The organism is Salinicola endophyticus, from assembly GCF_003206575.1.
GTDB lineage: Bacteria > Pseudomonadota > Gammaproteobacteria > Pseudomonadales > Halomonadaceae > Salinicola > Salinicola endophyticus.
Window position 1 is genome coordinate 616,654 of the sequence record NZ_PZJO01000003.1, and the last position, 23,624, is coordinate 640,277.

The 23,624-nt window shown below is 65.8% G+C and carries 22 protein-coding genes and 2 tRNA genes; 13 read left to right on the forward strand and 11 right to left on the reverse strand.

Annotated elements, in window-relative coordinates; genetic code table 11:
- Nucleotides 1-46: 46 nt before the first annotated feature.
- The 11 genes from tpiA (at nt 47) to pnp (ending at nt 10,635) form a co-directional block, all read left to right on the forward strand.
- Nucleotides 47-796: a triose-phosphate isomerase gene (gene tpiA, locus DOM66_RS09310; protein WP_110674132.1), complete on the forward strand. Its 750-nt coding sequence runs from the start codon at nt 47-49 to the stop codon at nt 794-796.
- Nucleotides 797-800: 4 nt separating this feature from the next.
- Nucleotides 801-1,181, forward strand: a complete 381-nt coding sequence (gene secG / locus DOM66_RS09315; protein WP_110674133.1) for a preprotein translocase subunit SecG — start codon at nt 801-803, stop codon at nt 1,179-1,181.
- Between the two features lie 79 nt (nt 1,182-1,260).
- Nucleotides 1,261-1,347 (forward strand) — tRNA-Leu (locus tag DOM66_RS09320).
- Nucleotides 1,348-1,465: 118 nt separating this feature from the next.
- Nucleotides 1,466-1,542 (forward strand) — tRNA-Met (locus DOM66_RS09325).
- Between the two features lie 159 nt (nt 1,543-1,701).
- The gene (rimP, locus tag DOM66_RS09330; RefSeq protein WP_110674134.1) at nt 1,702-2,163 is read left to right on the forward strand and encodes a ribosome maturation factor RimP; all 462 of its coding nucleotides are present in this window, start codon (nt 1,702-1,704) and stop codon (nt 2,161-2,163) included.
- A 142-nt stretch (nt 2,164-2,305) separates the two neighbouring features.
- Nucleotides 2,306-3,799 (forward strand): transcription termination factor NusA, encoded by a 1,494-nt coding sequence (nusA, locus tag DOM66_RS09335; protein WP_110674135.1) that lies wholly within the window; start codon nt 2,306-2,308, stop codon nt 3,797-3,799.
- A gap of 27 nt (nt 3,800-3,826) precedes the next feature.
- On the forward strand, nt 3,827-6,349 hold the full coding sequence (gene infB, locus DOM66_RS09340) for a translation initiation factor IF-2 (RefSeq protein WP_110689944.1): 2,523 nt from the start codon (nt 3,827-3,829) through the stop codon (nt 6,347-6,349).
- Between the two features lie 45 nt (nt 6,350-6,394).
- A complete protein-coding gene (gene rbfA, locus DOM66_RS09345) occupies nt 6,395-6,886 on the forward strand; it encodes a 30S ribosome-binding factor RbfA (RefSeq protein WP_110689945.1) in 492 nt (163 codons plus the stop codon).
- Entirely contained in the window at nt 6,886-7,812 is a 927-nt protein-coding gene (gene truB, locus DOM66_RS09350; RefSeq protein ID WP_110674138.1) for a tRNA pseudouridine(55) synthase TruB, read from the forward strand. Before rbfA ends, truB begins: the two co-directional genes overlap by 1 nt.
- 142 nt (nt 7,813-7,954) lie before the next feature.
- On the forward strand, nt 7,955-8,224 hold the full coding sequence (gene rpsO, locus DOM66_RS09355; RefSeq protein ID WP_035476178.1) for a 30S ribosomal protein S15: 270 nt from the start codon (nt 7,955-7,957) through the stop codon (nt 8,222-8,224).
- 281 nt (nt 8,225-8,505) lie between these two features.
- Nucleotides 8,506-10,635, forward strand: a complete 2,130-nt coding sequence (gene pnp, locus DOM66_RS09360; protein WP_110674139.1) for a polyribonucleotide nucleotidyltransferase — start codon at nt 8,506-8,508, stop codon at nt 10,633-10,635.
- Between the two features lie 179 nt (nt 10,636-10,814).
- On the opposite strand, the gene DOM66_RS09365 is transcribed toward pnp, so the two are convergent.
- From DOM66_RS09365 to dksA, 9 genes are all read right to left on the reverse strand, one after another.
- Nucleotides 10,815-11,840, reverse strand: coding sequence for an acyltransferase family protein (locus DOM66_RS09365; protein ID WP_110689946.1), 1,026 nt, complete (start codon nt 11,838-11,840; stop codon nt 10,815-10,817).
- Nucleotides 11,841-11,988: 148 nt separating this feature from the next.
- A complete protein-coding gene (gene coaA / locus DOM66_RS09370) occupies nt 11,989-12,945 on the reverse strand; it encodes a type I pantothenate kinase (protein ID WP_110689947.1) in 957 nt (318 codons plus the stop codon).
- Between the two features lie 41 nt (nt 12,946-12,986).
- Nucleotides 12,987-13,493, reverse strand: coding sequence for a GNAT family N-acetyltransferase (locus DOM66_RS09375; protein ID WP_110689948.1), 507 nt, complete (start codon nt 13,491-13,493; stop codon nt 12,987-12,989).
- Nucleotides 13,486-14,349 (reverse strand): pantoate--beta-alanine ligase, encoded by an 864-nt coding sequence (gene panC, locus DOM66_RS09380; protein WP_110689949.1) that lies wholly within the window; start codon nt 14,347-14,349, stop codon nt 13,486-13,488. The genes DOM66_RS09375 and panC overlap by 8 nt, the downstream gene beginning before the upstream one ends.
- On the reverse strand, nt 14,349-15,140 hold the full coding sequence (gene panB, locus DOM66_RS09385) for a 3-methyl-2-oxobutanoate hydroxymethyltransferase (protein ID WP_110674144.1): 792 nt from the start codon (nt 15,138-15,140) through the stop codon (nt 14,349-14,351). The genes panC and panB overlap by 1 nt, the downstream gene beginning before the upstream one ends.
- A gap of 168 nt (nt 15,141-15,308) precedes the next feature.
- A complete protein-coding gene (folK, locus tag DOM66_RS09390) occupies nt 15,309-15,803 on the reverse strand; it encodes a 2-amino-4-hydroxy-6-hydroxymethyldihydropteridine diphosphokinase (protein ID WP_110689950.1) in 495 nt (164 codons plus the stop codon).
- On the reverse strand, nt 15,796-17,229 hold the full coding sequence (pcnB, locus tag DOM66_RS09395; RefSeq protein WP_110674146.1) for a polynucleotide adenylyltransferase PcnB: 1,434 nt from the start codon (nt 17,227-17,229) through the stop codon (nt 15,796-15,798). Before pcnB ends, folK begins: the two co-directional genes overlap by 8 nt.
- 980 nt (nt 17,230-18,209) lie before the next feature.
- Nucleotides 18,210-19,088, reverse strand: coding sequence for a tRNA glutamyl-Q(34) synthetase GluQRS (gluQRS, locus tag DOM66_RS09400; protein WP_110689951.1), 879 nt, complete (start codon nt 19,086-19,088; stop codon nt 18,210-18,212).
- A 135-nt stretch (nt 19,089-19,223) separates the two neighbouring features.
- Nucleotides 19,224-19,661, reverse strand: coding sequence for an RNA polymerase-binding protein DksA (dksA, locus tag DOM66_RS09405; protein ID WP_035476187.1), 438 nt, complete (start codon nt 19,659-19,661; stop codon nt 19,224-19,226).
- Between the two features lie 273 nt (nt 19,662-19,934).
- Here dksA and DOM66_RS09410 point away from each other — a divergent pair, with 273 nt between their 5' ends.
- Both DOM66_RS09410 and sfsA read left to right on the forward strand, forming a co-directional pair.
- Nucleotides 19,935-21,104: an aminotransferase class I/II-fold pyridoxal phosphate-dependent enzyme gene (locus tag DOM66_RS09410; RefSeq protein WP_110689952.1), complete on the forward strand. Its 1,170-nt coding sequence runs from the start codon at nt 19,935-19,937 to the stop codon at nt 21,102-21,104.
- Entirely contained in the window at nt 21,101-21,871 is a 771-nt protein-coding gene (gene sfsA, locus DOM66_RS09415; protein ID WP_110689953.1) for a DNA/RNA nuclease SfsA, read from the forward strand. Before DOM66_RS09410 ends, sfsA begins: the two co-directional genes overlap by 4 nt.
- Here the strand turns inward: sfsA and metW are convergent.
- Together metW and metX are read right to left on the reverse strand one after the other, a co-directional pair.
- On the reverse strand, nt 21,868-22,464 hold the full coding sequence (gene metW / locus DOM66_RS09420; protein ID WP_110689954.1) for a methionine biosynthesis protein MetW: 597 nt from the start codon (nt 22,462-22,464) through the stop codon (nt 21,868-21,870). The genes sfsA and metW overlap by 4 nt on opposite strands.
- Nucleotides 22,464-23,621 (reverse strand): homoserine O-succinyltransferase MetX, encoded by a 1,158-nt coding sequence (metX, locus tag DOM66_RS09425; RefSeq protein WP_110674150.1) that lies wholly within the window; start codon nt 23,619-23,621, stop codon nt 22,464-22,466. The genes metW and metX overlap by 1 nt, the downstream gene beginning before the upstream one ends.
- Between the last annotated feature and the right edge of the window lie 3 nt (nt 23,622-23,624).

Genomic DNA, 23,624 nt, shown 5'->3' on the forward strand with positions numbered 1-23,624 from the left:
GCTGTCAAGGCTTTTATACCATGTCGCACCACCGACGGGAGGTAGCATGCGCAAGCCGCTGATCGCGGGTAACTGGAAGATGAATGGCTCGGCGGAACTGGTCGAGACCTTCGCGCGGGCGTTTGCCGAGACGACGCTGCCGGCGTCGGTCGAGGTACTGATCCATCCTCCCTTCCCCTATCTGCAGGCCGCGTCGGAAGCCTTCGCCGCCACGCCGATCGGGCTCGGCGCGCAGACGCTCAATCCGCTGCATGCGGGGGCGCGTACCGGTGAGGTGAGCGGGCAGATGCTCAAGGAGTTCGGCGTCGAGTGGGTGCTCGTCGGCCACTCCGAGCGGCGTCAGCTCTACCACGAGGGCGACGAGGCGGTATTCGATCGCGTGATCGCGGCGCTGGGCGTCGGCATTCGTCCGATACTGTGCGTCGGTGAGACCCTCGAGGAGCGTGATGCCGGGCGTACCGAGGAGGTGGTGCTGCGCCAGGTGGGCTATGTCATGTCGCGGCTCGAGCCGGCGCAGCGGCGTCAGCTGACGCTCGCCTACGAGCCGGTATGGGCGATCGGCACCGGGCGCACGGCGACCCCGGCGCAGGCCCAGGAGGTGATGGCGGCGATCCGCGCCTATCAGGCGGGGTTCGACCGTGAACTCGCCGCGGAGCTGCGCCTGCTCTACGGCGGGAGCATGAATGCGAGCAATGCCGCCGAGCTGCTCGCACAGCAGGATATCGACGGCGGCCTGATCGGCGGTGCGTCGCTCAAGGTCGACGATTTCATAGCGATTTGTCAGTCAGCAGGTTGATTTCATGCAGATAGCAGTTTTGATGATCCACGTACTCATCGCCATCGCACTGGTGGTGCTCGTCCTGCTGCAGCAGGGCAAGGGCGCCGAGGCCGGTGCGGCCTTCGGCGGTGGCTCCTCGCAGACGGTGTTCGGTTCGCGCGGCAGCGGCGGCTTTCTGTCCAAGCTGACCGGTGGCCTGGCCGCCCTGTTCTTCGTGACCTCGCTGGCGCTGGCCTACTTCGCGACCAACGCCAGCAGTTCGCCGCAGACCGGTATTCCCGACGCCCAAGTGATCGAGCAGCAACATAATGGCGCGCCGACCCTTGACGACGGCGATCAAACCGGGAATAATGCTGCGCCAGCACTCGAGGAAGGGACGCAGCAAAAATCGTCAAATCCTTGAGTGAAAAGGAAAACTCGTGAGCGCCAAGTTTGGGTTCTCGAGTCGGTGTCAACGCTCTCGGGCGTGACACTCCCCTGATGCCGAAGTGGTGGAATTGGTAGACACGCTATCTTGAGGGGGTAGTGACCTTACGGTCGTGCGGGTTCAAGTCCCGCCTTCGGCACCATCGTCAAGCCTGGGAATCGAACTGGATTCCAGACCTCTGAACGAAACCGGTTGATTGCGTGAATAGCGGCGTTCCTTGACCCATCGTGGGGCCGTTCCTATAATCGCCAACCTGATGTTGCGGGGTGGAGCAGTCTGGTAGCTCGTCGGGCTCATAACCCGAAGGTCGTCGGTTCAAATCCGGCCCCCGCTACCAAGTTTTTTGAAAGGCCCCTTCTTGAGAAGGGGCTTTTTGTTAGCGGCTTTGTCGTTCTCAACTTAGCCTGCTGACGCCAACGTCAGTCAGCCACCTAGCACCTTGCATGTCTCTCAACTCCCGGTCAGGTGCCTGATGCAACTGCTGTAGGAGTCGTCTGTGGTCACCAAGGACGCAGCACTATATGCGATCATCGAACCCGTGGTCACTGCCATGGGTTTCGAGCTGTGGGGCCTGGAGTATCTGGCTCAGGGCAAGCACTCCAAGTTGATGATCTTCATCGACGGCCCCAACGGTATCTCGGTGGACGACTGCGCCGATGTCAGCCGCCAGGTGAGCGGTGTGCTCGATGTCGAGGATCCGATCTCGAGCCATTACAGCCTGGAAGTTTCCTCTCCTGGGCTCGACCGCCCGCTCTATACCCTGGATCACTTTTCGCGTTTTCGTGGCCACGTCGTGCAGTTGAAGCTGCGCACGGCGTTCGATGGCCGGCGCAAGTTCCAGGGCCTGCTGGCCGGCGTCGAGGATGACGACGTGCTGCTGCAGATCGATGGCGAAGAGTACTGCTTCCCCATCGAGAGCATCGATCAAGCGCGCGTCGTGCCGCAGTTCGACGACTGACGCCGAACATCATTGTCGGTGGATCGGTAGCCGCCGATCGCGCTGTCGACACCACCCATCGATCACAAGAAGAGGCGCCGGATCCACGCTTCGAAGCGAGCAAGGCGTTTCCACAGAACCGGTTTTTCGGCGAGGCATAGGCATGAGCAAAGAGATACTGCTGGTCGTTGACGCCATCTCCAACGAGAAGAGCGTTCCCCGAGACGTGATCTTCGAAGCCGTCGAGGCGGCGCTCGCGAGCGCCTCGCGCAAGCGTTTCGAAGGTCAGGACGTGAGCGTTCGGGTCGAGATCGACCGGCGCACCGGTGAGTACGACACCTTCCGTCGCTGGACCGTGGTCGAGGACGAGGAGTATCTCAGCGAAGAGCGCGAGATTCCGCTGTCCGAAGCCGAACAGCGCGATCCGCCGCTGGCCCTCGGCGATGTCGTCGAAGAGCAGATCGAATCGGTGGCCTTCGGCCGCATCGCGGCGCAGACCGCCAAGCAGGTCATCGTGCAGAAGGTGCGCGAGGCCGAGCGGGCGCAGATCGTCAAGCAGTATGCCGAGCGCGAAGGCGAGCTGGTTGCCGGTATCGTCAAGAAGACGACACGCGATGGCCTTATCATCGACCTGGGCGAGAATGCCGAGGGCTTTCTGCCGCGCGGCGAGATGATTCCCGGCGAGCGCTACCGCATGAACGAGCGCGTGCGCGCGCTGCTGTGGAAGGTCGATCCGGAAGCCCGCGGCTCCCAGCTGATCCTGTCGCGGACCAAGCCCGGCATGCTGGTCGAGCTGTTCAAGATCGAGGTGCCCGAGATCGCCGAGCAGCTGATCGAGATCAAGGGCGCGGCACGCGATCCGGGCGCCCGCGCCAAGATCGCGGTCAAGACCAACGACAAGCGCATCGACCCGGTCGGTGCCTGCGTCGGTATGCGCGGTTCGCGCGTACAAGCGGTGTCCAACGAACTGCGCAACGAGCGCGTGGACATCATTCTATGGGACGACAACCCCGCCCAGCTGGTGATCAACGCCATGGCGCCGGCGGAAGTCGCTTCCATTCTCGTCGATGAGGACGCTCATTCGATGGACGTCGCCGTCGCCGAGGACAACCTCGCTCAGGCCATCGGCCGCAGCGGTCAGAACGTTCGGCTCGCCAGCGAGCTGACGGCCTGGACGCTCAACGTCATGACCGTTGACGAGGCCGAGGGTAAACGCGAACAGGAAGTCGACAGCCTGATCGAATATTTCATCAACCATCTCGAGATCGACGAAGACGTCGCCCGCATCCTGGTCGAGGAAGGGTTCACGACGATCGAAGAGCTGGCCTACGTGCCGCTCGAGGAGATGCTGGAGATCGAAGAGTTCGATGAGGATCTGATCGAGGAACTGCGAGCAAGGGCCAAGGATGAGCTGCTCAACCTGGCTATCGCCTCGGAAGAGGAACTGGACGGCGCTCAGCCCGCCGAAGACCTTCTCACGATGGACGGCATGGACCGCCACCTGGCATTCATTCTCGCCAGCCGTGGCATCGTCACCATGGAGGACCTTGCGGAACAGTCCATCGAGGATTTGAAGGATATCGACGACGTGGACGAGGAGCGCGCAGCGGCACTGATCATGACTGCCCGTGCGCCTTGGTTTCAGAGCGAAGAGTAACGTGGTCACGGGTTCAGGAGGGTCGTAATGTCAGACATGACCGTAAAAGAGTTTGCCGGCAAGGTGGGACGCGATGTCTCCCGCTTGCTAGAACAGATGAAGGATGCAGGCCTCCCGCACAAGCAGGAGAGTGACGCCGTATCCGAAGAAGACAAGCAGCGCCTGCTCGACCACCTGACCAAGAGTCATGGTGGGGGTCGGGGTCCGCGCAATCGGATCACGTTGACGCGCAATACCCGCAGCAAGATTCGTTCGGGCGAGCGCGGCAAGACCATCGAGGTTCAGGTGCGCAAGAAGCGCACCTACGTCAAGCGCGACGCCGAGCCGACCGAAGAGGCGCCGGTCGAGGAGTCCGGTCCGCGTCAGCTGGTCGGCGACATGGCCGATCATCAGGCGCAGCAGGCCGAGCAGCAGGCGCACGCCGAAGCGGCCGCGAAGGCAGCCGCCGCCGAGAGCGCAGGCCAGGAGAGCTCCAACAAGGCAGCCGCGCCGTCGCCGGCCCCCGCCGCCCCGGGGGATGATATTCCCCAGGAGCCGCAGGTCGAGGACGTGGAGCCGGTCTCCAACAGCCAGCCGTTCGTCGAGCCGCCGCCCAAGGAGCAGCGTACCGAAAACCGTCGCGCGCATCCCAAGAAGGAGAAGGAGCGCGACAGCACCCGGCGTGGCCGTCGTGATGACGACGACGATCGCGGTGAGCGGCGTCGTGGTGGCAAGAAGGTCAAGCGTGCCGAGCGTCGTGGTACCCGCCGTGGGCGTGGTGACAACCAGCACGGTTTCCAGAAGCCGACCCAGCCGATCGTGCGTGAAGTGGCGATCCCCGAGTCGATCAGCGTGGCCGAGCTCGCCGACAAGATGTCGATCAAGGCCAACGAAGTGATCAAGGCCATGTTCAGCATGGGCGCGGCGGTGACCATCAACCAGACCATCGACCAGGACACGGCTGCGATCGTGGTCGAAGAGATGGGCCACAAGCCGCGTCTGGTCAAGGAAGATGCGCTCGAGACCGAAGTGCTCGAGAACATCTCCTACGAGGGCGATGAGATTACCCGCTCGCCGGTCGTGACGGTGATGGGTCACGTCGACCACGGCAAGACCTCGCTGCTCGACTTCATCCGTCGTACCAAGGTGGCGACCGGTGAAGCCGGCGGGATCACCCAGCACATCGGCGCCTACCACGTCGAAGGCGAGCACGGCGGCGTGACCTTCCTCGACACCCCCGGACACGCGGCCTTTACCGCCATGCGTGCCCGTGGTGCCCAGGCGACCGACGTGGTCATCCTGGTGGTGGCTGCCGACGACGGCGTGATGCCGCAGACGATCGAAGCGGTCGAACACGCCAAGGCGGCCGGTGTGCCGCTGGTGGTGGCGATCAACAAGATCGACAAAGAGGGTGCCGATCTCGATCGCATCCGCAACGAGCTCTCCCAGCACGGCGTGATCTCGGAAGAGTGGGGCGGCGACACCCAGTTCGTGCCCGTCTCGGCCAAGACCGGTGATGGCATCGATCAGCTGCTCGAGTCCGTGCTGCTGGTCTCCGAAGTGCTCGAGCTCAAGGCCGTTCCCGAAGCGCCCGGCAAGGGTGTGGTGGTCGAGTCGCGGCTCGACCGTGGCCGCGGTCCGGTCGCCACCGTGCTGGTTCAGAACGGTACCCTGAGCCGCGGTGACATCGTGCTCGCTGGCCTGCACTACGGCCGCGTGCGTGCGCTGACCAACGAACTCGGCCAGCAGGTCGAGTCGGTGGGTCCGTCGATGCCGGTGGAGATCCAGGGTCTCGACGGTACGCCGGAAGCCGGCGAGGACTTCATGGTGCTGGCCGACGAGAAGAAGGCGCGTGAAATCGCCAACTTCCGTCAGGGCAAATACCGCGAAGTGCGTCTGGCGCGGCAGCAGAAGGCCAAGCTGGAGAACATGTTCAGCCAGATGGGCCAGGACGAGGTGGCCAAGGTCAACGTCGTGCTCAAGGCCGACGTCCAGGGCTCGCTGGAAGCGATCCGTGGCGCTCTGGAAGAGCTCTCCACCGACGAAGTCCAGGTCGCCGTGGTCTCCTCCGGGGTTGGTGGCATCACCGGCACCGATGCCAACCTGGCGCTCGCCAGCGAGGCGATTCTGGTCGGCTTCAACGTGCGTGCCGATGCCTCCGCCCGGGAGATCGTCGAGCGTGAAGGGCTGGATCTGCGCTACTACAGCGTCATCTACCAGCTCATCGACGAGGTCAAGCAGGCCATGAGTGGCATGCTGGCACCGGAGTGGAAGGAAGAGATCGTCGGTATCGCCGAAGTGCGTGATGTGTTCAAGGCGCCGAAGATCGGCGCGATCGCTGGCTGTATGGTCATCGAGGGCACCGTCCACCGCAACAAGAAGATCCGTGTCCTGCGCGACAACGTGGTCATCTACGAAGGCGATCTGGAGTCCCTGCGTCGCTTCAAGGATGACGTCAACGAAGTGCGTAACGGCATGGAGTGCGGTATCGGCGTCAAGAACTACAACGACGTTCAGGTCGGCGACAAGATCGAGGTCTTCGATCAGGTCAAGGTCGAACGGTCGCTGTAAGCGGCGATACCCGGGGGCCTGGCCCCCGGGGCCACGGAGCTAACGATGCGCGAATTCAAACGAACCGACCGGGTCGCCGACCAGCTCCAGCAGGAGCTGGCCGTGCTGATCCAGCGCGAGATCAAGGATCCGCGGCTGGGCATGGTCACCGTCAGTTCGGTGAAGGTCAGCCGGGATCTCGGTTACGCCGATGTCTTCGTCACCCTGCTGGGCGAGAACGACGCCGAGCGGGTGCGCGAGAACCTGGGCGTGCTCAAGCGTGCGGCCGGCTTCCTGCGCTCGCAGATCGCGCGTCGCATCAAGCTGCGTCACGTGCCGGAGCTGCGCTTTCACTACGACGAAAGCGTGCTGCGGGGCCATCACCTCTCGGCGCTGATCGACGAGGCGGTGGCCAGCGATCAGCGCCAAGACGCGGCTGACGACGCATCGTCCGACGATAACGCGTCGCAGCGGGATGATGACGCGCCGCAGCGGGACGATGACGCGTCGCAGCGGGGTGATGGAGCGCCGCAGCGGGGTGATGGAGAGCCGCGCTGATGGCCAGGCGTCGCAAGGGCCTGCCGATCGATGGCGTGCTGCTGCTGGACAAGCCCCAGGGCATGTCCAGCAACCACGCGCTGCAGCGGGTCCGACGTCTCTATCAGGCGCGCAAGGCGGGGCACACCGGTACGCTGGACCCCATGGCGACCGGGCTGCTGCCGGTCTGCCTCGGCGAGGCGACCAAGTTCTCCGCGCACCTGCTGGAGGCCGACAAGGTCTACCGTACCCGGGTCAAGCTGGGTGAGATCACCGACACCGGCGATGCCGAGGGGGAAGTGATCGCACGTCAGGCGCTCCCCGAGCGGCTGGACCACGACGCCATCGAGGCGCTGCTCGCGCGTTTTCGTGGCGAGATCGAGCAGGTGCCGCCGATGTACTCCGCGCTCAAGCATCAGGGGCGCAAGCTCTACGAGCTGGCGCGGGAAGGCAAGACGGTGGCACGTGCGCCGCGCCGCGTGACGGTGTATGATATTCGGCCGCTCGGCTGGGAGCCCGATGGCTTCTGGCTCGAGGTGCGCTGTAGCAAGGGTACCTATATCCGCACGCTGGCCGAGGATATCGGCCGCGAAGCCGGTTTCGGCGCGCATATCACGGCGCTGGAGCGGCTGCAGACGGGGCCTTTCGACAGCGCGCGGCGGGTGACGCTCGAGGCGCTCGAGGGGATGGACGACGACGCCCGGCTGGCACAGCTGTTGCCGGCCGATGCGATGCTCGACCATCTGCCCCCGCTCGCGGTGGCCGCCGAGACGGCTGATCGCCTGCTTCACGGGCAGCGTGCTGCGGTGGCCGCCGGTACGCTGGCGCCCGGCACCACGGCAAGACTCTATCTCGACCACGCCTTTCTGGGGCTGGTCGAGGCGACCGGGGCGACGGAGATCGCGCCCAAGCGCCTGGTCGATACCGCGGCTCTGGCATCGGGCTGAGTCCCGACACCAGGGTGGCAACGGCGGCGAGCCCTGGCTCGACGCCACACGCTGGAGTTCGCTCCGGCGATCATCGGGAGACTGCAAATATGCGTGGTCTCCGACATTCATCACTCAAGCATATTGCTTAGGAGAGTGTTTCATGGCACTGACTGCCGAGAAGAAAGCCGAAATCGTCAAAGAGTTCGGCCAGGGTGAAAACGACACCGGTTCCCCGGAAGTGCAGGTTGCCCTGCTGAGCGCCAACATCGATGGCCTGCAGAGCCACTTCAAGGATCACAAGCAGGATCACCACTCCCGTCGTGGTCTGATCCGCATGGTCAACCAGCGCCGCAAGCTGCTGGACTACCTCAAGGGCAAGGACTTCGACCGCTATCAGTCGCTGATCAAGAAACTCGGTCTGCGTCGCTGATACCGTCTGCCGGCACGCTTGCCGGCAGCGCGTGCTCGAGACAGGCAATCCCGTTCGGGATTGCCTGTTTTTTTATGCCCACTCGCCTGTCTTTGTCGCGGCTTTGCCCCGCCCCCTGGCTCACCTCTTCGGCCTCTGCTTCGGCCCCTTTTCGCGCTCCTGAGCCTGTGCCCGCAGCGTGTGTCACGCAGGCGACGTCGGTAGCTCTCGCCAGCGCGAACGCCTAGAATGGTCGCCGAGTCAAAAGACCCACATGAATCCGACAAGTTGAAGGAATACCCGTGAATCCGGTCGAAACCACCTTCCAGTACGGTGCCAGCACCGTCACTCTCGAAACCGGGCGCGTCGCCCGTCAAGCTACCGGCGCCGTGCTGGTCACCATGGATGATACCGTGGTGCTGTGTACCGTCGTCGGCCGCAAGGATCTCAAGCCTGGCCAGGACTTTTTCCCGCTCTCCGTGCACTACCAGGAGAAGACTTACTCGGTCGGCAAGATCCCCGGCGGCTTCTTCAAGCGTGAAGGGCGCCCCACCGAGAAAGAGACGCTGACCTCGCGTCTGATCGATCGTCCGATCCGCCCGCTGTTTCCCAAAGGCTTCATGAACGAAGTCCAGGTCATCTGTACCGTACTCTCCGCCGACCGTAACCAGGACCCGGACATCGCTGCGATGCTCGGCACCTCGGCCGCGTTGGCGATCTCCGGGCTGCCGTTCAACGGCCCGATCGGCGCCGCCCGTGTCGGTTTCACCGAGTCGCGTGGCTACTTCCTCAATCCCAAGGTGGATGAGCTCGCCACCACCGAGCTCAACATGGTCGTGGCCGGTACCGACAAGGCGGTACTGATGGTCGAGTCCGAGGCCAAGGAGCTGAGCGAAGACGAGATGCTCGGCGGCGTGCTCTATGCCCATCAGGAGATGCAGGTCGCGGTGGACGCGATCAAGGCATTCGCCCAGGAAGCCGGCAAGCCCAAGTGGGACTGGCAGCCGGCGGCCGACAACGCCGCCCTCAAGAGCGCCATCGCCGGCGCCTTCGAAGCCAAAATCGGCGAGGCTTATCGCATCACCGACAAGATGGCGCGTCAGGATGCCCTGGCCGCGATCCGCAGCGATGCGCTGGCCCAGTTCGCCGCTGGCGACAGCCCGCAGTTCAGCGCCGACGAGGTGAGCGGTGCCCTGGCCAGCCTCGAGAAGCACACCGTGCGGCGTCGCGTCATCGCCGGCGAGCCGCGCATCGATGGCCGTGATCACAAGACCGTGCGTCCGCTCGACGTCAAGGTCGGCGTGCTGCCGCGTACCCACGGCTCGGCGCTGTTCACCCGCGGCGAGACCCAGGCCGTGGTCATCGCCACCCTGGGCACGCTGCGTGACGCCCAGCTGATCGAGTCGCTGGAAGGGGAGCGCAAGGATCGCTTCCTGCTGCACTACAACTTCCCCCCCTACAGCGTCGGCGAAGCCGGCTTCATGGGTGGCCCCAAGCGCCGCGAGATCGGTCACGGCCGACTGGCACGCCGTGGCGTGCAGGCGATGCTGCCCAGCGAAGAGGACTTCCCGTACACCATCCGCGTGGTCTCGGAGATCACCGAGTCCAACGGCTCCAGCTCGATGGCTTCCGTCTGCGGCACCTCGCTGGCGCTGATGGACGCTGGCGTGCCGATCAAGGCGCCGGTCGCGGGTATCGCCATGGGGCTGGTCAAGGACGATGACGGTTTCGCCGTTCTCACCGACATCCTGGGCGACGAAGATCACCTCGGTGACATGGACTTCAAGGTGGCCGGTTCCGCCCAGGGCGTGACCGCACTGCAGATGGACATCAAGATCGAGGGCATCAACGAAGAGATCATGGAGACCGCGCTCTCCCAGGCGCATCAGGCGCGTATCGAGATCCTCGACAAGATGAACGCGGTCATCGCCGAGAGCCGCAACGAAGTCTCCGACTACGCCCCGGCGATGCAGACGATCAAGATCGATCCGGACAAGATCCGTGACGTCATCGGCAAGGGCGGCGCCACCATTCGCGGTATCTGCGAAGAGACCGGCGCCTCCATCGACATCGACGACGACGGTACCGTGCGTATCTACGCCGAAGACCGCGCCGCGGCCAAGCGTGCCATCGACAGTGTCGAGGCGATCACCGCCGAAGCCGAGATCGGCAAGCTCTACCGCGGCAAGGTGGTGCGTCTGGCCGACTTCGGCGCCTTCGTCAACTTCATGCCGGGTACCGACGGCCTGGTGCACATCTCGCAGATCGTGCCGGAGCGCGTCAACGACGTGAAGGACTACCTGAGCGAAGGCCAGGAAGTGACGGTCAAGGTGCTCGATATCGACAACCGCAACCGCGTGAAGCTGTCGATCAAGGAGATCACCCCGGAAGAGCAGGCCGCCTTCGAGGCGTCCCTCGTCGTCACCGAGTAAGTCTACGGGCGCCGCACCGGCGCCCGCTGCTCGCTCGACCACGCCCGGTCCGCCTCGTGCGGGCCGGGCGTTTTTGTGCCCGGCCATCCCTGGCGGGCGCCCTACGGGCCGCCTTTGGCGTCTAGAATCGTTCCCGACGATGTTTTGTGCCCTGCCTCCCTGGCGGGCACCCTGCGAGCTCAGGCGCTAGCGGTAGTGGCACGGGGTGGCGGCAGCCAGCGCTTGATCCGTCGCGACAGGCGCTTCTCCACCAGCTCGAAGCTGATCCAGGAGAGCAGGGCGATGAGCGGCAGGCAGATCGCCAGGGTGAGATAGGGGCCGAGCCCGAGGCGCTGGGTGAGCAGGTAGTTGCCGCACCACAGCACGATGACGTGGAGCAGGTAGGTCGAGTAGGACCAGTCGCCCATGCGCTTGAACACCCGGTTGTCGCCGATATGCGGCTCCAGCGCGATACAGGCAATCACCAGCAGGGCGCTGGGCAGGCCCCAGGCGAAGAAGCGCAGGGTGCCGGCGGGGTCGTCGAAGGAGAGGAGCGTCGCCACGCTGAGCCCGATCAGCAGCAGCGGCCATACCCGCCCGGTGGGCAGCCCGTGGCGGGCGTAGTAGACGCCGATGCCGACCCCGAGCAGGAACTCGAAGATGATCGGATCGCTATAGAAACTGCTGATGAAAGGTTGTCGGGCGAATAGCGTATTGATCGCCACGATCGCGATCACCAGCCCCCACAGCCGCCACGGCCGCGCCAGCAGCAGCGAAGCGGCGAATACCAGGTAGAACAGCATCTCGAAGTTGAGCGTCCAGCCCACCGGCAGGATCGGGTAGTAGCCGTAGCCGGCCGGGTTCTCGGCCGGGATGAACAGCAGCGACTTGATCAGCCCGATGACACTGAAGCCGTACTCCGGCATGACGTCGCTGGTGAATACGATCACCAGGGCGGTGATCGCGGTATACAGCCAGTAGGCGGGCACGATTCGGGCGCAGCGCTGGAGCAGGAACTGGGGCATCGAAAGCCGCTTGCCGCGGGTCGAGACGGTGATCACGAAGCCGCTGATGACGAAGAAGATGTCCACCCCCACCTGGCCGCGGGTGGAGAGCAGATACTCGACCCAGTTATCGGCCTGGAAGCCGAAGAACACCTGCATGAAGTGGTGAAAGACGACGATCCACGCCGCCAGGGCGCGCAGCGCCTGTACCGAAACCAGCATCCCGCCTTCCTGTCTGCGACCAAAGTTGACAGCTATCGGAGGGGAAACAGCGGCGAAAGTTCGCCGCCGTCACACAGGCTGACAAAACGCTATGTCTGGACAACCTCTGTGCGGCAACTTTGCAGAGCAGGCGAGTCTGGCGTGCGCGTCACACCTTGCGCAGTGCCACCTGTTCGACCAGATGGTCGCGCCCCTTGCGCAGGATCAGATCGGCCCGCGGGCGGGTCGGCAGGATGTTCTCGCGCAGGTTGCGGCGGTTGATGTCGCGCCACAGCCCCTCGGCGATCTCCAGCGCCTCGGCCTCGCCGATCTGGGCATAGCGGTGGAAGAAGGAGTCGGGGTTCTGGAAGGCGGTCTGGCGCAGCAGCTTGAAGCGCTCCAGATACCAGTCGTGGATATGCTGCTCTTCGGCATCGATGTAGATCGAGAAGTCGAAGAAGTCGGAGACGAACGGCACCATCTTGCCGTCTTCGGGTAGATCGCGCACCTGCAGCACGTTGATGCCCTCGACGATCAGGATGTCGGGGCAGTCGACGGTCTGGAATTCGCGCTCACGCACGTCGTAGGTGAGGTGCGAGTAGAGCGGCGCCTGAACGTTGCGCACGCCCGCCTTGATCCAGGAGAGAAAGCGCAGCAGGGCGCCGATGTCGTAGCTCTCCGGGAAGCCCTTGCGGGTCATCAGTGCCTTGTCCTTGAGCACCGCGTTGGGATAGAGGAAGCCGTCGGTGGTGACCAGATCGACCTTGGGGCTCGACGGCCAGCGCGCCAGCAGCTCCTTGAGGATACGCGCGGTGGTCGACTTGCCCACCGCGACCGACCCGGCCAGGCCGATGATGAACGGTGTCTTCTGGGTATAGTCGATGTCGAGGAAGCGCTTGCGTTGGGCGTAGAGCTGCTGGCTGGCTTCGACGTAGGAGGAGAGCAGCCGCGACAACGACAGATAGATGCGTCGTACCTCATCGAGATCGATCGGGTCGTTGAGCGAGCGCAGCCGCTGAACCTCTTCGGAGGCGAGCGTCAGCGGCGTGTCGGCGCGAAAGGCCGCCCACTGCTGCGCCGAATAGAACTGATAGGGTGAGAACGGGTCCGGTCTCAGTTGGTTCATTGGATGTCTCTGACCATGATCGTCGAGTCGGCAGGCGGCGCTCAGCCGTCTTGCGGGCACTCATTGTCCGTGGTGTGGCCGGAATCGGCAAACCGCGGCAGCCACATCGGCTGTATGCCGCGGGCGTCCGCCGTGCCCCGAGTGACGAAGCCCAGCGTCTGATAGAGGGTGAGTGCCGCGAGGTTGTCGTGGAACACGTTGAGCGTGACGCAGCGGGCCTGGCGCCGCCGGGCCTGCGCCAGCAGATGTTGGCACAGGCTGCGCCCCAGCCCCTGGCCGCGGTGGTCTGGTGCGACGATGAGTCGAGCCAGATGCCAGTGGTCGCTGGCCCTGGGCACGAGCTGGCCGAAGGCAACGGGGTGCTCGCCCTCGCGCAGGGTGAAAGCGGGCGTGGCGCCGCCACCGAACTCGCGCCACAGCGTGGCGGCGTCCGGTGGCCAGGAGAGGCCGGGGCCGGCCCAGCGTTCGAGCGCCTGGGGCGAGTCGACCCAAGCGGCGATCACGCGCAGATCGCCCGGTAGCGCCGCACGCCAGTGGCGTTCAGGCATGTGCCGGCCCCGGCAGGGTGACCGCGATATTGTCGATCAGCCGCGTAGGGCCCAGATAGACGGCACCGAGCAGACGCGCCGGCCCGGCTGCCCCGGGTGTCAGCGGTGCCAGGCTGGGGTCACGCAGTTCCAGATAGTCCAACTGCAGATCCGCGTCCGCGAGCGCCTGGCGCGCCCGGTCCAGGCTGATGTCGACCGCGGTGCCCTGGTTCAGCGCGGCGGCGCACTCGTGCAGGGTGCGGTAGAGCGCGCTGGCGCGCTGGCGCTCCTCGGCGGAGAGATAGCCGTTGCGCGAGGAGAGTGCTAGGCCATCGTCGGCGCGCGCTGTGGCGACGCCCTCGACCTGGATCGGAAAGTGCAGATCGGCCACCAGCTTGCGAATCACCGCCAGCTGCTGGAAATCCTTCTCGCCGAAACAGGCGACATCCGGCTGGATCAGATGGAACAGCAGCGAGACCACGGTGGCGACACCGTCGAAATGGCCGGGGCGGCTGCCGCCGCAGAGACCTTCCGAGACCCCGGGCACCCGCACCTGGGTCAGGCCCTCGAGCCCCTGTGGATAGAGGGTCTCCACGCTGGGCGCGAACAGCAGATCGCAGCCGTGTCGCGCCAGCTGCTCGCTGTCGGCCGCCAGGGTGCGCGGATAGCGTGCGAAATCCTCGCCCGGGCCGAACTGCAGGGGATTGACGAACAGCGTCGCCACGACCACATCGGCCAGTTCGCGGGCGCGGTCGACCAGTGCCAGATGGCCCGCATGCAGGTTGCCCATGGTCGGTACCAGAGCGATACGCTGGCCGCCGCGGCGCTCGCCGGCGAGCCATTCGCGCAGCGGCGCAACGGCGTGCAGGGTGTGCATCAGAAGGTGTGCTCCTCGGCCGGGAAGGTGCGCGCCTTCACCGCCTCGTGATAGGCGCGGAAGGCATCGGGGATACTGTCACGGCCACTCAGGAAGTTCTTGACGAAGCGCGGCACGTAGCCGCTGTTGAGTCCCAGCACGTCGTGCATCACCAGAATCTGGCCGTCGACCTCGGCCCCGGCGCCAATGCCGATCACCGGGGCGGCGACAGCGTCGCGTACCGCCTTGCCCAGCTCCGCCGGCACGCACTCCAGCAGGATCACCGCCGCGCCGGCGTCGACCAGGCACTGGGCATCGTGGATGATGCGCTGGGCCTGATCGCGCTCGCGGCCCTGAACCTTGAAGCCGCCGAAACGGTGCACGCTCTGCGGGGTCAGGCCGAGATGGGCGCACACCGGTACGCCGCGGCGATGGAGTTCATTGACCCCATCGGCCATCCACGCCTCGCCCTCGATCTTGATCAGCTCGGCGCCGGCGCGCATCAGGGTGCCGGCGTCGCGCAGCAGCTGCGCGGTGTCGACGTTGCTCATGAACGGCAGGTCGACCATCAGCAGGCTGTGGCGCTTGGCGCGGGCCACGCAGCGGGTGTGGTAGCAGAGGTCATCGAGGGTGACCGGCAGCGTGCTGGCGTGGCCCTGCAGCACCATGCCGAGGGAGTCGCCCACCAGCAGCACCTCGATGCCGGCCTCGTCGGCGCAGCGGGCGAAGGTGGCATCGTAGGCGGTCAGACAGCTGAAGGTATCGCCTTGCGTCTTGAGGTTGCTCAGCGTATTCAGGGTAACGGGCTTCATCACGGTTCTCTCGCAGCTAACGAACGCTGGGTACCTTTGGCGCGGGGCCGAGTGTAAAGCGTTGTGGGGGGGACGCAACACGACGTTAGGCGCTGGCCGCGAACCCCGCTGCGTACCGGCTGGGGGTGACGCGCCCGGTTGTCAGGGGGCAGGCCGGTGTAGCAGTGTTCACGGGGACAGGCGGTGCAGCGGCTGATGAGCCAGGGCGGCGGCGCGCTCGCCCACCGGGGTGCCATCCAGCACCAGTGTGGGATCGATCTCGGCCAGCGGTTCGAGCACGAAACGCCGTGTCAGTCGCTGCGGGTGCGGCAGCGTCAGACGCGGCGTCTCCAGGGTCAGATCGGCGTAGCTCAGCAGGTCGAGGTCCAGCGTGCGTGGCCCCCAGTGGCGCAGGCGAACACGGCGGTGGCGCTGCTCCAGCGCCTGCAGCTGGTCGAGCAGCGCCAGCGGCGACAGGCGGGTACGCAGCGCGACCACCGCATTGACGAAATCCGGCTGGTCCTGGGGCCCCACGGGCGCGCTCGCATAGAGCGAGGAGCGTGCCACCAGGTTGCTCAGCGGCAGCACCGCCAACGCCTCGAGAGCACGCTCGAGTTGCGCGCGGGGCGCTTCCAGATTGCTGCCGAGGCCGATATAGGCCAGTGCGCCGACGGACTCACTCATCCAGGGTCGGCGGCGCGGCACGGTTGCTCGGACGGCGGCGCTTGCGCTGACGGCGGCGCTTGGGCTTGCCGTTGGTAGAGGCCGGATGGCCGCCATCGACCTGTTGCATCAGCTCGTGCTGACGGCTCTCGTCGGCGTGCTGGAACTCGGTCCACCACTCGCCCAGCTCCGGCGTTAGCTCGCCGGCCTGCTCGCGCAGCAGCAGGAAGTCATAGGCGGCGCGGAAGCGCGGATGCTCCAGCGTCTGGAACACCTTGCGCCCGCGCCGGCGCGGCAGGTGCTGCTGGAGATCCCAGATCTCACGCATGGGGATGCTGAAACGCTTGGGAATCGAGGTGTGCTTGAGCTGACGGCTGATGACCTGCTGTGCCGCTGCCTGCTGGGCGGGAACATCGGGCAGCTCCTGCTCGTGGGCCACCTGGGCGGTGCGCTGCACCACGCAGGGCCACAGCAGCGCGGCGAAGAGGAAGGCCGGGGTGACCGGACGATCCTCGGCCAGGCGGGCGTCGGTGTTGGCCAGCGCCTGCTCGACCAGGGACTCTGCCCAGGGCAGTTCCGCCAACGCCTCGTCGCTCTCCGGGAACAGCATGGCGTAGAGGCCGAGTTCGCGCAGGCAGCGGAAGCTCTGCACCGCATGTCCGGAGAGAAACAGCTTGAGCACCTCCTCGAACAGGCGTGCCGGCGGAATCTGCAGCAGCAGCGGGGCGAGTTCGCGGATCGGTGCCTCGGTGCCGGCTTCGATCTCGAAATCGAGCTTGGCGGCGAAGCGTGCGGCACGCAGCATGCGTACCGGGTCCTCGCGGTAGCGTGTCTCGGGGTCGCCGATCAGACGCAGCAGGCGGAGATCGAGATCGGCGATACCGCCGGTCCAGTCGTAGATGCTGAAATCGCTGACGCTGTAGTAGAGGGCGTTGACGGTGAAGTCGCGGCGGATGGCGTCCTCCTCCACGCTGCCCCAGACATTGTCGCGCAGCAGCAGCCCTTGGTCGGACTGCTGGCTGACATTGCCGTCGTCACCGTCGCCATGGCTGCCGCGGAAGGTGGTGACCTCGATGATCTCGCGGCCGAAGCGCACATGGACGATGCGGAAGCGCCGGCCGATGATGCGCGAATTACGAAACAGCTGGCGCACCTCGTCGGGGGTGGCGCTGGTGGCCACGTCGAAATCCTTGGGCTGCCGGCCGAGCAGAGAGTCACGGATGCAGCCGCCCACCAGATAGGCGTCGTAGCCGGCGCCATTGAGCCGGTAGAGCACCTTGAGGGCGTTTTCGCTCAGATTCTTGCGCGATACGCTGTGCTCGTCGCGTGGGAGCACGATCTGCTGCAGGACCGGTTCGGCGGCATCGGCGCGGGCGGACTCGGGGCCGAAGAGACTCTTCAAACGTTCACCGGGACGTTGTAGAAAGCGGGAAAATCCTTTGAACATGCGGCGAAGTCGACTCGCAAGATAGCAAAGCCCCAGTGTAGCGGAGCCCCGGATGCTTGCATAGCGAAGCCCTGGCCGTCTGTCCAGCTGCGTCTCCGTATGGCGGATTATCGAGGGCGGGTTGTGGGGGGCTGATGACGCCAGGGCGGAGCGCCCGGAGGGGGCTGCCAGGCGGCGGTGTGCAAGCCTTCACTGGCGCGCTGATCGGCCCACGGTGAAACAGGCGCACAGCAAAAAGGGGAGGCCATCGGCCTCCCCTCTTAAGCTTTTTCTGCAACGTCCATGCCGCTTCTTTTTGTTCGTGATGGCGCATCGCCTTGAATACGCAACACAGTCGCCTGACTAGCGCGCCACCGACGCGTGTCGTCGTGAAACCAAAGGTGGCGACCACCTCGTATTCAAAACAATAATCCAACCACGACAGGCAATGCCTTTTCCCGAGTGTTGTTGTTGTTTCGGGAAGTCTTCGATTTACGGGGCGCGTTGTTGTTGTTGCCCGGCCTACCGAAGAACGTCGCGTCCTGATTGCATTCCTGACTCGAGGGCGTTGTCGTTGTTATCCCTCTGGTTGCCTGGAGACCGTTGTCGTTGTTGTCGGTCCGGCGGCAGCGAGTCGTTCGAGTCGACGCCTGAGTTGTTGTTGTTGGCGTCAGTTCTGTCTACCGGTCGTTGATCTTGTTGTTGTGTGCGACCGGTGTGTGTCGATTGTTCTTCTTGTCCAATGTGAGTGCACTGAGCGTGCCAACCCCTGGTTTTTTCTTTTTGATCAAAGGGTTGGCTTTTTCTTCGAGGCCAGCTCTTGATCTTGTCGGCCCGTATGCTCGAGGGGGTGATTCAAAACGGGGCAGAGAAAGCCGCCGATGCTTGTTATTGGTGCAGAACCCCTCCTGCAATGGCGACAAGGGTGACGCAAAACGACACAAATTGCGCTTAGACCATGGTCGTCAGCCGAATGGGGTAGACGTGCGTGCCGCTTGCGCTCAGGCCGGATCGCGGTAGGCGCGGGGTGTCAGCGCCTGCGGGGACCATGCATCCACCGCCCATGCCAGCTGGTTGGCGACCGGCGCCTGACGCAGGGCCAAGGGGGGCTGCTGGTCGAGCAGCGCGAGCGCCTGGTAGAGCAGCGGGCGTGCGGCCGCATCGTCCAGGGGCAGCGGCGGCGCCAGGTTCTGCTTGGAGAGTTTCTGCCCGTCATCGCCACGAATCAGCGGCAGGTGCAGGTAACGCGGCTCGGGGTAGTTCAGCGCCTGCTGCAGCTGGCGCTGCCACGGCGTGTTGTCGAGCAGGTCATAGCCGCGCACCACGTCGGTGATGCCTTGGGCGGCGTCGTCGACCACCACCGCCAGCTGATAGGCCCACAGGCCATCCTTGCGCTTGACCACCACGTCGCCCTGGGTGGTCGGGTCGAGCCGCTGGGTCCCGAACAGCCGGTCCTGCCAGGTCACCGGATGGGGGCCGAGGTCGGTACGCAGGCGCCACGCCTGGGGGCGCTCGGGATGGCGCGGGCCTTCGCGGCACCAGCCGGGGTAGTGGCCGAGATGCTGCCACTCCTTGCGCGAGCAGCCGCAGGGATAGACCCGGCCGGTAGTGGCCAGGTGTTCGAGCGCGGTCTGGTAGGCGTCGTCGCGCTGGTGCTGAAACCACACTTCGTCGTCCCAGGTGAGACCGAAGGCCTCCAACTGGCGCTGAATGGTCGCTGCGGCCTGGGGTGGACAGCGCGGCGGATCGATGTCTTCGATGCGCAGCAGCCAGCGCCCACCGGCAGCGCGCGCGTCGAGCCAGCTGCCCAGGGCGGCGACCAGCGAGCCCAGGTGCAGCGGGCCGGAGGGCGTGGGGGCGAAACGACCGACGTAGGGCATCGTCTCTCCATCGTGGAACGGAAAAGCAAGCGTGACAGGAAGAGCAAGCGGTACGGGAAAACAAAACGGGCACCCGCCGGTGCCCGTCTGCTGCTGGCCCTGGGGATCCGTGGATCGACGGGCTATCTGGCGCGATCAGCCGCCGAGCTGCTTCTCTTTCAGCTCCGCCAGCGTCTTGCAGTCGACGCACAGGGTGGCGGTGGGGCGTGCCTCGAGGCGGCGGATGCCGATCTCGACGCCACACGCTTCACAGAAGCCGTAATCGTCTTCGTCGATCTTGTCGATCGTTTCGTTGATCTTCTTGAGCAGTTTGCGCTCGCGGTCACGCGTTCTCAGCTCGAGGCTGAAGCCCTCTTCCTGCGTCGCCCGGTCAGCGGGATCGGCGAAGTTGTTCGCCTCTTCCTGCAGGTGGCGCACCGTGCGATCGACCTCTTCCATAAGATCCTGTTTCCAGCCCAGCAGGATCTCACGGAAGTGCGCAAGCTGCTTTTCGTTCATGTACTCTTCACCCGGTGCCGGCTGGTACGGGGTGAATGCCTTGGGCGCTTCCGTTTTCTTTTCTGCTACTGGCATGGGGCTGCCTCGTTACACAAGTGTCGTGACGCGTGTGATTCGGCCGAGAATCGACCATGGGCAGCATCAGCCGCCGCCCGAAGCCATGCTTGTTTAGCGAAAAAGTTGCTGCATTGCAACCAAAGCCACGCTTTATTTTCGGCTGCCGCGACGCTGCGACCGGTATGTCGCCGGGCGCTGCGGTGGTCCCATCCCATGGGGCGATGTGTGGTGTCGGCCGCCGCTGTCGGCGTCCGGCCCGGCGAGGGCCCCGGCGAGAGGAGTCGATAGAAGATGTCATGGAGCGATCGCCTGGCGGCGGTGGCGCCGTTTCGCGTCATGCGCCTGCTGGAAGCGGCCCAGGCCCGTGAGGCTGCCGGCCACGATGTCATTCATCTGGAGATCGGTGAGCCCGACTTTCCCTCCCCGGCGGCGGTGGTCGCGGCGGGCCAGCAGGCGCTGGCGGCGGGGCATACCCGCTACACCCCGGCGTGCGGACTGCCGGCGCTGCGCGAGGCGATCGCCGCGCACTACCAGCGCTGCCACGGGGTGGCACTCGATCCGCGTCGGGTGATCGTCACCCCCGGCGCTTCCGGGGCGCTGCTGCTGGCGAGTCAGTTGCTGGTGCAGCGCGGTGACCGGGTACTGATGGCCGATCCCACCTATCCCTGCAATCGTCACTTCATGGCGCTGGCCGAGGCCGCGGTGGACTGTGTGCCCGTGGGGCCGGAGAGCGGCTGGCAGCTCGATGCCGCACTGCTCGCCGAGCACTGGCAGCCCAGCACGCGGCTGGCGATGCTGGCCACCCCCTCCAATCCTACCGGCCACATGCTGTCGGCGTCGCAGCTGTCGGCAGTGGCGCAGGCGGTGGCGGCCCGTGACGGGGCGCTGCTGGTCGACGAGATCTATCAGGGGCTGTGCTACGGGGTCGATCCGGTTTCCGCGGTGAGCGTGGCGCCGGAGGCGTTCGTGGTCAACAGCTTCTCCAAGTTCTTCGGTATGACCGGCTGGCGGCTGGGCTGGCTGGTGGCCCCCGAGGCCGCGCTGGAGCCGCTGTCGCGGCTGGCCCAGAACGTCTTCCTGGCGCCGCCGACGCTCTCCCAGCACGCCGCGCTGGCGGCCTTCTCGCCGGCCTGCCTGGACCAGCTGGAAGCGCGTCGCGCCGAGCTGCAGGTGCGCCGCGATGCGCTGCTCGCGGGGCTGGCTCGGTTGGGCCTGGCGCCGGCGCAGCCGCCCCAGGGCGCGTTCTATGTGTGGCTCGACGTCTCCGCCCACACCGATGACAGCGAGGCGTTCTGCCGCGCACTGCTCGACGAGGAGAACGTGGCGATCACCCCGGGCACCGATTTTGCCGTACGCGGTGGGGCCCATCATGTGCGGATCGCCTTCACCACCGGTGTGGCGCGGCTGGAGGAGGCGGTCTCGCGTCTCGAGCGCTTTCTGACCCGCCGGGGGCGCGGATGAGCCAGCTCGAGACTCAGCCCCGGATCGAACTGGTGCCCGGCACGCTGCTGCGCCGCTACAAGCGCTTTCTGGCCGATGTGCAGCTCGATGACGGCCGCGAGGTGGTGGCGCACTGCCCCAATACCGGTTCGATGCGCGCGGTGAATGTGCCCGGCTGCCGGGTGTGGCTGTCGCCGAGTACCAATCCGGCGCGCAAGCTGGCCTGGACCTGGGAGCTGATCGAGCTGCCGGACGGCCAGGGCGGGATCGACTGGGTCTCGGTACACACCGGGCGGACCAATGCGCTGGTGGCGGCGGCACTGCGGGCCGGACGCGTGGCGCCCCTGGCCGACTTCGCGCGCTTGACGCCGGAGGTCAAGGTCGAGGGTGCGCGACTCGATTTCCGCCTCGACCTGGCCTCCGGCGACGCCTGCTACGTCGAGGTCAAGCAGGTCACACTGAAGGAGCGTGACGGCCACGGTTACTTTCCCGATGCGGTCAGTGAGCGCGGTCGGCGCCATCTCGATGCGCTGGCCGCACTCGCCGCCGCGGGCCAGCGCAGCGTGCTGCTGTTCTGCGTGGCGCATACCGGCATCCAGGACGTGGCGCCGGCGGCGCATCTCGACCCTGCCTACGCCGCACGGCTACGCGAGGTGGCTGCGCAGGGGGTCGAGGTGCTGGCCTATGGCTGCGAGCTGCGCCAGGCCGAGGGCCGGCCGCTGGGCATGCGGCTGGCGCGCCAGTTGGCGGTGGATCTCGAGCGCCGGCTGGCGCCAGCGGCCGACTAGCGGCCGCGACAGACCCGGAAGATTGCCGTTTCGCCGAACAGGTTGGGCCAGCGCCGCGAGGTCCAGTGGGGCTGGTGATCGGCGCTGCCTACCGCTTCGTCGGCGATGCGCACGCCCTTTTCACGGCACAGGTTGGCAAAGTCGCGGAAGGTCGACAGGTGGATGTTGGGGGTGTCGTACCAGGCGTGGGGCAGCGAGCGCGATACCGGCATGCGACCGCGCAGGCTCAGGTGCAGGCGGTGCTTCCAGAAGGCGAAGTTGGGAAAGGCGATGATGCACTCCGGGGCCACCCGCAGCATCTCGACCAGCATGCTGTCCGGTCGCCGCAGGGCCTGCAGCGCCTGGGTCATCACCACCACGTCGAAGGCGTCGTCGTCGAAGTTGCCGAGGCCGTCGTCGAGATTCTGCTCGATCACGTTGACCCCGCGGCGCAGGCAGGCGGCGAGCCCCGTCGGGTCGATCTCCAGCCCGTAGCCGGTGACGCCCTTGCGCTGGCCGAGGGTGTCCAGCAGGGTGCCGTCGCCGCAGCCGAGGTCGAGAATGCGGGCGCCGGCGGGCACCCAGTCGTAGATCAGTTCGAGATCGGCGCGCATCAGTGGCCCTCCCCGCGAATGTCAGCATGGACCCGCTGCATGAAGCTGCCGAACACCGCTTCGTAGTGGTCGTTGGGCAGCAGGAAGGCGTCGTGCCCGTGGGGCGAATCGACGTTGACGTAGCTCACCGCCTTGCCCGCGCGCAGCAGGGCGTCGACCAGCTCGCGCGAGCGCGCCGGGGCGAAGCGCCAGTCGGTGGTGAAGCTGATCACCAGATAAGGGCAGGCGACCGGAGCCAGCGCCGCGGCGAGATCGCCGTCGTGCTGGCCGGCGGGGTCGAAGTAGTCCAGCGCCTTGGTCATCAGCAGGTAGGTGTTGGCGTCGAAGCGGGTCGAGAAGGTGTCGCCCTGGTGGCGCAGGTAGGACTCGACCTGGAACTCGACGTCGTAGCCGAAGTTGAGCTGGTCGCTGCGCAGGTCGCGGCCGAAGCGCGAGCCCATCGAGTGCTCCGAGAGGTAGGTGATGTGGCCGATCATGCGCGCCAGCTTCAGCCCCAGCTTGGGGATCGCTTCGCGCTCGGCGTACCAGCCGTCGAAGAAGTCGGGATCGGAACGGATCGCCTGGCGGGCGACCTCGTTGAAGGCGATGTTCTGGGCCGAGAGGCGAGGCGTGGCGGCGATCACCACCGCATTGGCGACCCGCTCGGGATAGGCGATCGTCCACTGCAGCGCCTGCATGCCACCGAGACTGCCGCCGACCACTGCAGCGAAGCGGGAGATGCCGAGGTGGTCGGCCAGGCGCGCCTGGCTATGCACCCAATCGGCCACCGTGAGCACCGGGAAGGTCGGCCCCCACAGCCGGCCGGTCTGCGGATTGAGACTGCCCGGGCCGGTGCTACCGTGGCAGCCGCCCAGGTTGTTGAGCGAAACGACGAAGAAGCGCTCGGTGTCGATCACCTTGCCGGGGCCGATATAGGCGTCCCACCAGCCCGGCTTGCGCTCATCCGCGGCGTGGTAGCCGGCGGCATGGTGGTGACCGGAGAGCGCATGGCAGACGAGCACGGCGTTGCTGCGCTCGGCGTTGAGCGTGCCGTAGGTCTCGTAGACCAGCTCGAAGCGCTCCAGCGTCTTGCCGCAGGCGAGCGGCAGCGGCGTGTCGAAGGTCGCGGTCTGGGGCGTGACCAGGCCGACCGAGTCGGGCGGGAAGGAAGCGGACATGAA